This window comes from Pseudomonas sp. 5Vm1k, assembly GCF_056161485.1.
Window position 1 is genome coordinate 1 of record NZ_JBSPCZ010000001.1, and the last position, 12,301, is coordinate 12,301.

Sequence of the window (12,301 nt, forward strand, 5' to 3'; positions counted from 1 at the left end):
TTCAGAAGTTTTCAAAGTTTCCTCTGCAACTTCAACCACTTGCGCTTTCGATCTCTCGTTAGCGGGAGGCGAATTCTACAGCGTTACTCGCTGCTGTCAACACCTCTTTTTCAACTCCTTTCGGGCTTCGATGAACTGAAGCAACCTGCTGCCGAAACCTGCGTAACTCTTTGTTTACCAAGGAGTTTTCCGTTTCGACTGCGCCGGAAGTGGGGCGAATTATAGACTTCCAGAATCTGCCGTCAACCCCTGATTTCAGGTTTATTCGGATTTGAGCGTAATACGCGCAAATGCCTTCTTTCCGGCCTGGCAAACATGGGTCGTGCCCAGTACGTATATAAAGGTGCGATCGACAACCTCGCCATCTATACGCACACCACCCGAATTCAGGAGATCCCGCGCCACGGCCGAGTTCTTCACCAGACCCGCCTTATTAAGGACAGCAGCGATCGGCATATCTTCGGCAGCGATCAATTCGATCTCTGGCAGATCATCCGGCAGCTCGCCTTCTTTCATACGGTTACCCGCCGCACGGTGGGCATTGGCCGCAGCCTCTTCACCATGGAAACGCGCAACGATCTCTTCAGCCAGCTTGATCTTGATGTCCCGCGGATTGGCACCCGCCTCGACATCAGCCCGGAATGCATTGATCTCATCCATGGAGCGGAAGCTGAGCAACTCGAAATAGCGCCACATCAGCGCATCCGGAATGGAAACCAGCTTGCTATACATAACACCCGGCGCTTCCTGGATGCCGACGTAGTTGCCCAGCGACTTGGACATCTTCTTCACACCATCCAGACCTTCGAGCAACGGCATGGTCAGAATGCACTGTGGCTCCTGACCATAACCACGTTGTAGCTCACGCCCCATCAACAGGTTGAACTTCTGATCCGTGCCGCCCAACTCGACATCCGCGCGCAAGGCAACCGAGTCATAACCCTGAACCAGCGGATAGAGGAACTCATGAATGGCGATGGGCTGGTTGGTGGTGTAGCGCTTATCGAAATCATCGCGCTCGAGCATGCGAGCCACGGTGTATTGCGAGGTCAGGCGAATGAAATCGGCCGGCCCCATCTGGTCCATCCAGGTGGAGTTGAACGCCACCTCGGTTTTGGCCGGATCCAGAATCTTGAAGACTTGAGTCTTGTAGGTCTCGGCATTCTCGAGAACCTGCTCACGGGTCAGCGGAGGACGGGTAGCACTCTTGCCACTCGGATCACCGATCATCCCGGTGAAGTCCCCTATAAGGAAGATCACCTGGTGCCCCAATTCCTGGAACTGGCGCAGCTTATTAATAAGCACCGTGTGACCCAGGTGCAAATCCGGCGCAGTCGGATCGAAGCCTGCCTTAATACGTAGCGGCTGGCCACGCTTGAGCTTTTCGATCAGCTCGGACTCGACCAACAGTTCTTCCGCACCACGTTTAATCAGCGCTAGCTGCTCTTCAACCGACTTCATAACAGACCCGCAAGGCTCAGATTCAAAGGGAACCAACCATACAAGATCGCGCACCAAATACAAGTTTTGCCCGGCGCACGCACGCCAATCCACGAACAGAGCATCCGCAGGCTTGCTTCAGAGATGATTTGGTTATATTTTATACAGTTATTTCATCTTCATCATGTCATTCATCTTTTCCAATTCATCTTTTCAAAGTCAAAAATTACCTATGACCACAGAACCGTCTAAAGCGCCCCCGCTTTACCCGAAGACCCACCTGCTTGCCGCAAGTGGCATCGCCGCCCTTCTCAGCCTGGCGCTCCTGGTATTCCCTTCCAGTGATGTTGAAGCCAAAAAGACGACCCTGAGCCTTGAACTGGAGAGTCCTGCTGAACAACTGACACAAGATCAAGACGCTGCCGAAGCCGTCCAAGCCACAAATGAGCCAGCAGCTTCCCCTTTCGCACAGATCGAAGACAGCGCCGAAGACACCAAGGAAACCGCCCAGGCCGCACCTGCGCCGGTGGTTGAACCGAAGAAAGGCCCCAACCACAAAGAAGTAATCGTTGGCAAAGGCGACACGCTCTCCACCCTGTTCGAAAAAGTCGGCCTGCCAGCCGCGTCAGTGCACGAAATCCTCGCCAGCGACAAGCAGGCCAAGCAGTTCAGCCAGCTCAAGCACGGCCAGAAGCTCGAATTCGAACTGAACCCTGAAGGCCAACTGACTAACCTGCACAGCAAGGTCAGCGACCTAGAAAGCATCACCCTGACCAGGAACAGCAAGGGTTATGTATTCAACCGAATTACCGCCAAACCGACCGTGCGCTCCGCCTATGTTCATGGCGTGATCAACAGCTCGCTGTCGCAGTCCGCCGCTCGCGCCGGCCTGTCCCACAGCCTGACGATGGACATGGCCAGCGTATTTGGTTACGACGTCGACTTCGCCCAGGATATTCGCCAAGGTGACGAGTTCGACGTGATCTACGAGCAGAAGGTCGTCAACGGTAAGGCTGTCGGCAATGGCCCAATCCTTTCCGCCCGCTTCACCAACCGCGGCAAGACCTACACCGCCGTGCGTTACACCAATAAACAAGGCAATAGCAGCTATTACACCGCTGATGGCAACAGCATGCGCAAGGCGTTCATCCGTACCCCGGTGGACTTCGCCCGTATCAGCTCGAAATTCTCCATGGGCCGCAAGCATCCGATCCTGAACAAGATCCGCGCCCACAAAGGCGTCGATTACGCGGCACCACGCGGTACGCCAATCAAGGCTACCGGTGACGGCAAAGTACTTTTGGCCGGTCGCCGCGGCGGTTACGGCAACACCATTATCATCCAGCACGGCAACACCTACCGTACGCTGTATGGCCACATGCAGGGTTTCGCCAAAGGTGTTCAGACTGGCGGTAACGTCAAGCAAGGCCAGGTGATTGGTTACATTGGTACCACCGGCCTGTCCACCGGACCGCACTTGCACTATGAATTCCAGGTCAATGGCGTCCACGTCGACCCACTGGGCCAGAAACTGCCAATGGCTGATCCGATCGCCAAGGCCGAGCGCGCACGTTTCCTTGCGCAAAGTCAGCCGCTGATGGCGCGGATGGACCAAGAGAAGGCCACCATGCTGGCCTCGAGCAAACGCTAAGCCATGGCGCTCTATATAGGTGTGATGTCCGGAACCAGTCTTGATGGACTGGACATTGCGCTGATCGAGCAAGCCCCGGCGATCAAGTTGATCGCCACGCACTACATCCCCATGCCTGAATCCCTGCGCGCCGAGCTGCTTGGCTTGTGCGCCAGCGGCCCGGATGAGATTGCCCGCTCCGCCATCGCCCAACAAAACTGGGTGAAACTGGCCGCACAGGGCATCCACGCCCTCCTCGACCAACAAAACCTGAAACCCGAAGACATTCGCGCGATTGGCAGCCACGGCCAGACCATTCGCCACGAACCGGCACGCGGCTTCACCGTGCAAATCGGTAACCCGGCGCTGCTGACCGAGCTGACCGGCATCAGCGTGGTCAGTGACTTCCGCAGCCGCGACGTAGCTGCCGGCGGCCAGGGCGCGCCACTGGTTCCAGCTTTTCACGAAGCCTTGTTCGAAGAGCGACCGGGTAATCGTGCGGTACTTAACGTTGGCGGTTTCAGCAACCTCAGCCTGATCGAGCCAGGCAAGCCTGTAGCCGGATTCGACTGCGGCCCGGGGAATGTGCTGCTGGATGCCTGGATTCACCAGCAGCGAGGCGACAATTTCGATCGCGACGGCCAATGGGCGGCCAGCGGCAAGGTTGAGCCGGCCTTGTTGAGCGAGTTGCTCAGCGACCCATTTTTCGTGACCAAAGGCCCAAAGAGCACCGGCCGCGAAGTATTCAACCTTCCGTGGCTAACGCAGCACCTGTCGCACTTACCCGGCTTCGCGGCTGAAGACGTACAGGCGACTCTGCTCGAACTGACCGCCCTGACCATCATCGAGTCATTGCAAAGCGCGCAATCAGATACCCGAGAATTGCTGGTCTGCGGTGGTGGCGCGCACAACGCTACGCTGATGGCCCGTTTGGCGAGTCTGCTGCCAAACACCAACGTCAGCAGCACGAAGGCATACGGCGTAGACCCGGACTGGGTAGAAGCGATGGCCTTCGCCTGGCTGGCTCATTGCTGCCTCGAGGGCATCGCTGCCAACCGCCCGAGCGTCACCGGCGCTCGCGGCTTGCGCGTGCTCGGCGCCATCTATCCCGTTTGAATCCCGGACAGCAAAACGCCGCAGGACTGTGAAGCCCTGCGGCGCTTTGTAATTCGGTGATGCGCGATCAGATCGAGAACGAAGAGCCGCAACCACAGGTCGTGCTGGCGTTCGGATTCTTGATGACGAAACGCGAACCTTCCAGACCTTCCTGATAATCCACCTCGGCACCCGCCAGGTATTGGAAGCTCATCGGATCAACCACCAGACTCACGCCTTCGCGCTCGACGATGGTGTCGTCATCGGCCACTTCTTCATCGAAGGTGAAGCCGTACTGGAAACCTGAACAACCACCGCCCGTAACGAATACGCGCAGCTTCAAGCGATCATTCCCCTCTTCATCGACCAGGCTCTTCACCTTGTGCGCGGCACCGTGGGTGAATTGCAAAGCCGTGGGGGTGAAGGATTCGACGCTCATGCTAACTATCTCCCGGCGTTACGCCGCCATAATGCGTGATGACGGGCATTATCCGCTTCTCCTAGAAAATTGGTCAACTATTGTTACGGTATATCAATCGAACCCATTGCCAGCACGAAATGCAAAAAGGCCCTTCCAAGGGCCTTTTTGCCGAACGGGTTAAAGCCTTACGGCAGCATGCCCGCATGGGACAGACCCAGACGTTCATCCAGGCCGAACAGGATGTTCAGGTTCTGCACTGCCTGGCCCGACGCGCCTTTGACCAGGTTATCGATCACCGACAACACCACCACCAGATCACCATCTTGCGGACGATGCACGGCAATACGGCAAACGTTGGCACCGCGTACGCTGCGGGTTTCCGGATGGCTGCCAGCCGGCATCACATCGACGAACGGTTCGTTGGCATAACGCTTTTCAAACAGCACCTGCAGATCCACCGAGCGATCGACGACGGTCGCGTACAGCGTCGAGTGAATGCCGCGAATCATCGGCGTCAGGTGCGGAACGAAGGTCAGGCCGACGTCCTTGCCCGAAGCGCGACGAAGCCCCTGGCGAATTTCCGGAAGATGACGGTGACCTTTGACGGCGTAAGCCTTCATGCTTTCCGACGTCTCGGAGTACAGCGAACCTACGGCCGCACCACGGCCAGCACCGCTGACACCGGATTTGCAGTCAGCGATCAGACGGGAAGTGTCCGCCAGGCCCGCTTCGAGCAACGGCAGGAAACCCAATTGCGTAGCGGTCGGATAGCAACCCGGCACGGCGATCAGGCGCGCTTGCTTGATCTGCTCGCGATTGACTTCCGGCAGGCCGTAAACCGCCTCTTCCAGCAACTCCGGCGCACCGTGCGGCTGACCGTACCACTTGGCCCACTCATCGGCGTCTTGCAGGCGGAAGTCTGCCGACAGGTCGATGACCTTGGTCCCGGCAGCCAGCAGTTCACCGGCCAGGGCGTGAGCAACACCGTGAGGCGTGGCGAAGAACACCACGTCGCAGGCGCCCAGGGTCTTGATGTCCGGAACGCTGAACGCCAGGCCGTCGTAGTGGCCTCGCAGGTTCGGGTACATGTCAGCCACGGCCAGACCGGCCTCGGATCGGGAAGTGATCACTACCACTTCAGCTTGCGGATGCTGCGCCAACAGACGCAGCAGTTCGACACCTGTGTAACCCGTGCCGCCGACGATACCGACCTTGACCATAAACCTGCCCTCAACGAACCCACTGGAAAGCCGTCGATAATAGGGGCCGCGCGCGCCTGCGACAACCGCCAAGGTGACGTGCGGCGGCTCAAGCCTCTACTATTCGGGCTACCGTGAACCTGGGAATAACTAAAAATGCTTTATCTGTGGCTCAAAGCGCTTCATATCGTCAGCATGGTCTGCTGGTTTGCCGGCCTGTTTTATCTGCCGCGCCTGTTCGTTTATCACGCGCAAAGCGAAGACACCGTCAGCAAGGAACGCTTCAGCATCATGGAGCGCAAGTTGTACCGGGGCATCATGGGGCCGGCGATGATCGCCACCCTGATCTTCGGCATCGCACTGATCTATCTCAACCTGAGTATCTTCAGCCAGGGTGCGTGGATCCACGCCAAGTTGACCCTCGTCGTGATCCTGATCGGTTACCACCACATGTGTGGCGCCCAGGTAAAACGTTTTGCCCGTGGCGAAAACACCCGCAGCCATGTCTTTTATCGCTGGTTCAATGAAGTGCCGGTTCTGATATTGCTGGCAATCGTAATTCTGGTCGTGGTTCGGCCGTTCTAAATCCAATACGCCACACTTTATCGGGGTACTTCCAATGTCGCTGCCCGCTCTGCTCGAACAACGTCTGCGTCTGCCCGTAGTGGCAGCGCCGATGTTCCTGATTTCCAATCCTCAATTGGTGCTGGCCTGCTGCCGAAATGGTGTCGTGGGCAGCTTTCCTGCGTTGAACCAGCGCGAGAGCAGCGGCTTCAAGGCCTGGCTGGAAGAGATCGAAGCAGGCCTCGCGACGCTGGATAACCCGGCGCCCTACGCGGTGAACCTGATCGTCCACAACACCAACCCACGACTGCAGGCAGACCTTGCGATTTGCATCGAGCACAAAGTGCCGATCGTGATCACCAGCCTCGGCACCGTGAAAGAAGTGGTCGATGCTGTACACAGTTATGGCGGCCTGGTGTTTCATGACGTGACGACGCGTCGTCACGCCGAGAAAGCTGCCGAAGCGGGCGTCGACGGTTTGATCGCCGTGGCCGCTGGTGCCGGTGGGCACGCCGGGACCTGGAGCCCATTCTCACTGATCGCCGAGATCCGCCAGTTCTTCGACAAAACCTTGCTGCTGGCCGGCTGCCTGAACCACGGCCACGAGATTCTCGCCGCGCAATTGCTCGGCGCGGATTTGGCCTACTTCGGTACGCGATTTATCGGCACCACGGAAAGTCATGCGCCTGACGCCTACAAAGAGATGTTGCTGACTTCCCGAGCCGCAGACATCGTGCATACTCCAGCGGTGTCGGGCGTACCGGCGAGCTTCATGCGCCAGAGCCTGGAGGCGGCCGGTTTCGACATGGCCGCGTTGCAAGGCAAAGGCGAAGTGAACTTCGGCTCCAAACTCAAGCCTATAAGCGATGAAGCCAAAGCCTGGAAAACCGTGTGGTCTGCCGGTCAGGGTGTTGGGGAAATCGATGACCTGCCGAGTGTCGATCAATTGGTCGCACGGTTGGATGCTGAGTACCGCAATGCGCTGGAACTGGCGGCGCAGTTACCCAAACGCTGGCCGCGCTGACTGTAAAACTTGGCCAGCCACTCTCGGCTGGCCTTACACTGCTCGACCGCAACACCCCTTTTCCAACCCTGCGCGACAAGGATGCCTCGGACATGAGCGAAAACCGTTTCAAGATCGTCTTCGACGGCGCTCTTCTGCCAGGTGTTGACGTCACTACCGCCAAACTCAATCTCGCAGAACTGTTCAAAAGTGACGTTGCCGCCATCGAACGACTCTTCAGTGGCCGAACGGTTACGCTCAAACGCGACCTGTCGCAGCTTGACGCGCAATCCTATCTCCAGGCGCTGACGAAAACCGGCATCGATGCGCGAATCGAAGCCGAGCCATCGATCGAGCTGAACCTTGCCGACGTTCACGAACATCCCCTCTCCAATTACCAAACGATATCGGCAGACCCTCAATCGCCGTATGCCCCGCCACGGGCAACTGTCGGTGAAGCCTTGCCGGCATTCGCCACCCTTAAGCCGTTTAGCTTCGAGGGGCGTATCGGCCGCTTGCGTTTTCTGGCCTGGACGATGGCCCTGACCCTGGTAACGCTGGCTGCGGGCATCGTGCTTGCCGTTTTCGGCCTCGCTTTGCTCAGCGCAGACTCGACCGCCGGCCTGATTCTTGGCGGTCTGGTAGCCTTTATTCTCCTGGTGGCGCTGGGGTTCGTCAGTATTCAGTTCAGTGTCCAGCGCCTGCATGACTGCGGTTGGTCCGGGTGGCTGTGGCTCCTGAACCTTGTGCCGTTCGTGGGCAGCGTCTTCCCGTTCGTGATCATGGCGGTTCCGGGTAACCCCACCGCCAATCAGTACGGCGCACCACCGCCGCCGAACAGCACGGCGGTCAAGGTACTGTCTTCGCTCTGGGTCGCTTTTATTGCGATCCTCCTCATCGGGGCGCTAGCCGGCGGCATCACGGCCATCCAGCAAGAGTACGAAAACGCCGCCGAAACCAGTTACGACAGCGGCTCGGTCACCACCGACGAAGTCGAAGCAGAGCCGGCAGACGAGGCTGAACAAGCACCAAATGCAGCCGACGATGCAGCTGAAGCAGCCGAAGAAGCCCAGCCCCCTGTAGACTCTGCGAAAGAATGAACAGCGCTCCCCGCCCGTGACACCTGCGTCGCCGGCGCGGAGCTGTTGCGATGGAGAACTGCATGACCCGTTACGCTCTGATCACTGGCGCTTCCAGCGGCATCGGCCTTGCGATGGCCGAAGCGCTGGCCCGGCGCGGCCACAGCTTGATTCTGGTGGCCCGACAACGTGATCAGCTGGAAAGTATTGCGATTGAACTGACTCAACGTTTTGGCGTTGAGGTGTTATTCCGCGCCTGCGATCTGGGCGAGCCGTTAAGGCTGTCCGGGTTTCTGCTGGAACTGGAGGAAGGTGACCGACAGATCGACCTGCTGGTGAATTGCGCCGGTATTGGCACCTGCGGCCCTTTTCTGGCCCAGGACTGGATGACCGAGCAAGACCTGATCGAGGTGAACATCCTTGCCCTCACCCGCTTGTGTCACGCCATCGGCAACAGCATGGCCTTGCAGGGTGGCGGGCAGATTTTGAATGTGGCCTCGGTGGCGGCATTCCATCCCGGCCCGTGGATGAGCACTTACTACGCGAGCAAGGCTTATGTGCTGCACTTTTCCGAGGGCCTGCGCGTCGAGTTGAAGAAATGCGCGGTGAAGGTGTCGGTGCTCTGCCCAGGGCCAACCCGCACCGCGTTTTTCCACACGGCGCAACTGGACACCGCAAAAGTGACTGACAGCCGGCTGCTGATGAGCCCGGAAGAAGTCGCGCTGTACACCGTGCGGGCCTTGGCAAAAAATCGCGCCATCATTATTCCCGGAAGGTTGAATCGCTGGTTCGCCTTCCTGCCCCGACTCGGCTCACGATGGCTGACCCGGACAATCGCCGGCATGGTCAACAAGGCCTATTGCCCGCGCTGAATACCCTTGAAGGTAAATGGCTGGGCTCGGGTCTACCCCATGGGTACACTCAGGCCAGCCTAAACAACGGAGAAAACAGCTGTGGATACTCTGTTCACCAAGATCATCAACCGGGAAATCCCGGCCAAGATCATTTACGAGGACGACCAGGTACTGGCCTTCCACGACATCGCCCCACAGGCACCGGTGCATTTTCTGGTGATCCCGAAGAAACCGGTGCGCACCCTCAATGACCTGACCGAAGAAGACAAGGCTCTGGCCGGGCACATTCTGTTCACGGCCCAACGCCTGGCGCTGGAGCTGGGTTGCGAAAAAGGTTTCCGCGTTGTCATGAACTGCAATGAAGAAGGTGGGCAGACTGTCTATCACATTCATATGCACGTACTGGGTCAACGCCAGATGCACTGGCCGCCGGGCTGATTCACCGCCCTGCCCTTTGTAGGAGCGGGCGGTGCGGCGACCCGACTTGCCCGCGAAGAACGAAAACACGGTCTATCTGAGTGACCGCGTTGACTCCATTCGCGGGCAAGCCTTGCTCCTACAGATCGCGGTGCTCCAATGACCCAGCGCAAACCTTCCCCGGCCGATTCGGTTAAACTGGCCGCCGAGATTCCTCCCGGAGGTCAGCATGACTACCCAACGTCACTACTCGCCGATTGACCGTCTTCTGCTGCAAGCCGATGCTGCGATGCGTACCCTGCTGCCTTTCAGTGGTCAGCCGTACCGTCCGTCGCCAGCCATCGTGCAGCCGGAAACGCAAATGAGCGACGAAGACACCCGGCACGTCGCCGGCCTGATGCGCATCAACCATACCGGCGAAGTCTGCGCCCAGGCGCTGTATCAGGGCCAGGCCCTGACCGCCAAGCTGCCGCAAGTGCGCGCGGCCATGGAGCATGCCGCTGAAGAAGAAATCGACCACCTGGTCTGGTGTGAACAACGCATCCACCAGTTGGGCAGCCACACCAGCATTCTGAATCCGCTGTTTTATGGCATGTCGTTCGGGATCGGGGCTGTGGCCGGGTTGATCAGCGACAAGGTCAGCCTGGGTTTCGTTGCGGCTACCGAGCATCAGGTGTGTAAACACTTGAACGAACACCTTGAGCAACTGCCGGCGGAAGACGAAAAGTCCCGAGCGATTCTTGAGCAGATGCGCATTGATGAAGAACATCACGCGCAGAGTGCGCTGGAGGCTGGGGGTTTCCGCTTCCCTGCACCGGTGAAGTTCGGGATGAGTCTGTTGGCCAAGGTGATGACCAAGAGTACTTATCGGATCTGAATTGTGGGAGCGGGCTTGCTCGCGAAAGCGGAGTGTCAGTCGACATCATTGTTGAATGACCGACCGCTTTCGCGGGCAAGCCTCGCTCCTACAGGAGCTCTGCGAGACCAATAAAAAAGGCGACTGCCGTGAGGTAGTCGCCTTTTTTTGTGCTCGAAAATCTTAGCTCGGCATGTTGCGTGCGTAGAAGATTTCCAGCATTTCGTGTTTCACACGGTCGGTCACCTGGGCGCGTTGCTCAGTGGACAGGCTGTTGGTGGCGTCGCCGAACAGGTAGTTATCCAGTTCGAAGTTCTTCAGCAGCATTTTGGTGTGGAACAGGTTTTCCTGATACACGTTCACATCAGTCATCTGGTAACTGTCGCGGGTGTCTTCGGAGAGGTAGTTCTGGATCGAATTGATTTCGTGGTCGATGAAGTGCTTTTTGCCTTCAACGTCACGGGTGAAACCGCGCACGCGATAATCCACGGTCACGATGTCCGAATCGAACTGGTGAATCAGGAAGTTGAGTGCTTTAAGCGGTGAAATGACACCACACGTCGACACGTCAATGTCTACACGGAACGTCGCGATACCGTCCACCGGATGGATTTCCGGGTAGGTGTGCACCGTGATGTGGCTCTTGTCGAGGTGGGCCAGGATAATCTCGGGCAACGGGCCCGGGGACTCTTCGATCTGGCTGTCGGTCGGGGTTACCGGCTCTTCAGAGATCAGAATCGTGACGCTGGCGCCCTGTGGGTCATAGTCCTGACTGGCGATGTTCAGGATGTTGGCACCAATGATATCGACAACTTCTGTGAGGATCTGCGTCAGGCGCTTCGCGTTGTACTCTTCATTGATGTACTCGACGTAAGCCTGCTGGTCTTGCGGGGTTTCCGCGTAGCAGATGTCATAGATGTTGAAGCTCAAGGTCTTTGTCAGGTTATTGAACCCGTGGAGCTTGAGTTTGCTTTTCACCGTTAAAAACTCTCTATGTATTGCGGCCCGGGCCGCGTGATCAAGCATGCCCGTCAGATGCGAACAACGCAGCTGCGTAGGACGGTTAACACCTCTTCGCGATGGCGATTTTGGTTGTCTGTTCGGATGCGGGGCCTGTCGGGTGACGGGCCACGACCCTGAAAAAAGTGGCGCATTATGCAGACGTCAGCTATCGATCGCCAGAGTCTGCACTGCTTTTATGATAGTTGAATGTCGAATCAACCGAGTTCGATGATTTCGTAGTCGTGCGTAATAGCTACGCCAGCTGCGCCGAGCATGATCGAGGCAGAGCAATACTTCTCGGCGGACAGTTCGATCGCGCGTTTGACCTGGGCTTCTTTCAAGCCACGGCCCTTGACCACGAAGTGCATATGGATCTTGGTGAAGACCTTCGGATCTTCAGTCGCGCGCTCGGCTTCAAGGAAAGCTTCGCAGCTCTCGACGGCCTGGCGGGACTTCTTGAGGATGCTGACCACATCGAAATTGCTGCAGCCGCCGACACCCAGCAGCAGCATTTCCATCGGGCGTACACCCAGGTTACGGCCACCGGCGTCCGGCGGACCATCCATGACCACGACATGACCGCTACCGGATTCACCGAGGAACATGGCTTCGCCAGCCCATTGGATGCGTGCCTTCATCGCCAAGACTCCACTGTCTAAAAAAGGGTCGCCAGCTTAGCACAGGGCCCTGCAATGACAGCGCCTCGCCTTCCTAGGACTGGCGTGCCAATCTCGTAGGTAA

13 protein-coding genes are annotated in these 12,301 nt (G+C 57.9%); 8 read left to right on the top strand and 5 right to left on the bottom strand.

The features are described 5' to 3' along the window. Positions 1 to 261: 261 nt before the first annotated feature. Positions 262 to 1,461, bottom strand: a complete 1,200-nt coding sequence (tyrS, locus tag ACWIKB_RS00005) for a tyrosine--tRNA ligase (protein WP_475264817.1) — start codon at positions 1,459 to 1,461, stop codon at positions 262 to 264. A gap of 211 nt (positions 1,462 to 1,672) precedes the next feature. Between tyrS and ACWIKB_RS00010 the strand changes: the two genes are divergently transcribed. Both ACWIKB_RS00010 and ACWIKB_RS00015 read left to right on the top strand, forming a co-directional pair. Then, positions 1,673 to 3,091, top strand: coding sequence for a peptidoglycan DD-metalloendopeptidase family protein (locus ACWIKB_RS00010; protein ID WP_475264818.1), 1,419 nt, complete (start codon positions 1,673 to 1,675; stop codon positions 3,089 to 3,091). A 3-nt stretch (positions 3,092 to 3,094) separates the two neighbouring features. Then, positions 3,095 to 4,186, top strand: coding sequence for an anhydro-N-acetylmuramic acid kinase (locus ACWIKB_RS00015; protein ID WP_475264819.1), 1,092 nt, complete (start codon positions 3,095 to 3,097; stop codon positions 4,184 to 4,186). Positions 4,187 to 4,253: 67 nt separating this feature from the next. Here ACWIKB_RS00015 and erpA read toward each other — a convergent pair whose 3' ends face one another. Then, positions 4,254 to 4,604: an iron-sulfur cluster insertion protein ErpA gene (gene erpA, locus ACWIKB_RS00020; RefSeq protein WP_007947969.1), complete on the bottom strand. Its 351-nt coding sequence runs from the start codon at positions 4,602 to 4,604 to the stop codon at positions 4,254 to 4,256. A 167-nt stretch (positions 4,605 to 4,771) separates the two neighbouring features. Continuing rightward, positions 4,772 to 5,806 carry an N-acetyl-gamma-glutamyl-phosphate reductase gene (gene argC / locus ACWIKB_RS00025; RefSeq protein ID WP_475264820.1) on the bottom strand — a complete coding sequence of 345 codons (1,035 nt, stop codon included), beginning with the start codon at positions 5,804 to 5,806 and terminating at the stop codon, positions 4,772 to 4,774. Between the two features lie 135 nt (positions 5,807 to 5,941). Between argC and hemJ the strand changes: the two genes are divergently transcribed. The 6 genes from hemJ to coq7 all read left to right on the top strand — a co-directional run bounded on the left by hemJ (position 5,942) and on the right by coq7 (position 10,579). Then, complete coding sequence (hemJ, locus tag ACWIKB_RS00030) at positions 5,942 to 6,370, top strand: protoporphyrinogen oxidase HemJ (RefSeq protein ID WP_475264821.1); 429 nt, start codon at positions 5,942 to 5,944, stop codon at positions 6,368 to 6,370. 34 nt (positions 6,371 to 6,404) lie between these two features. Then, positions 6,405 to 7,373, top strand: coding sequence for an NAD(P)H-dependent flavin oxidoreductase (locus tag ACWIKB_RS00035; protein ID WP_475264822.1), 969 nt, complete (start codon positions 6,405 to 6,407; stop codon positions 7,371 to 7,373). Positions 7,374 to 7,465: 92 nt separating this feature from the next. Beyond that, positions 7,466 to 8,452 carry a DUF805 domain-containing protein gene (locus ACWIKB_RS00040; RefSeq protein WP_475264823.1) on the top strand — a complete coding sequence of 329 codons (987 nt, stop codon included), beginning with the start codon at positions 7,466 to 7,468 and terminating at the stop codon, positions 8,450 to 8,452. A gap of 62 nt (positions 8,453 to 8,514) precedes the next feature. Beyond that, positions 8,515 to 9,303, top strand: a complete 789-nt coding sequence (locus tag ACWIKB_RS00045; protein WP_475264824.1) for an SDR family NAD(P)-dependent oxidoreductase — start codon at positions 8,515 to 8,517, stop codon at positions 9,301 to 9,303. Between the two features lie 81 nt (positions 9,304 to 9,384). Next, positions 9,385 to 9,723: a histidine triad nucleotide-binding protein gene (locus ACWIKB_RS00050; protein WP_007947975.1), complete on the top strand. Its 339-nt coding sequence runs from the start codon at positions 9,385 to 9,387 to the stop codon at positions 9,721 to 9,723. Positions 9,724 to 9,931: 208 nt separating this feature from the next. After that, positions 9,932 to 10,579: a 2-polyprenyl-3-methyl-6-methoxy-1,4-benzoquinone monooxygenase gene (gene coq7 / locus ACWIKB_RS00055; protein ID WP_475264825.1), complete on the top strand. Its 648-nt coding sequence runs from the start codon at positions 9,932 to 9,934 to the stop codon at positions 10,577 to 10,579. Positions 10,580 to 10,741: 162 nt separating this feature from the next. Here coq7 and speD read toward each other — a convergent pair whose 3' ends face one another. Then, complete coding sequence (speD, locus tag ACWIKB_RS00060) at positions 10,742 to 11,536, bottom strand: adenosylmethionine decarboxylase (protein WP_475264826.1); 795 nt, start codon at positions 11,534 to 11,536, stop codon at positions 10,742 to 10,744. A gap of 239 nt (positions 11,537 to 11,775) precedes the next feature. Next, a complete protein-coding gene (locus ACWIKB_RS00065; RefSeq protein ID WP_007941657.1) occupies positions 11,776 to 12,198 on the bottom strand; it encodes an OsmC family protein in 423 nt (140 codons plus the stop codon). Positions 12,199 to 12,301: the final 103 nt, after the last annotated feature.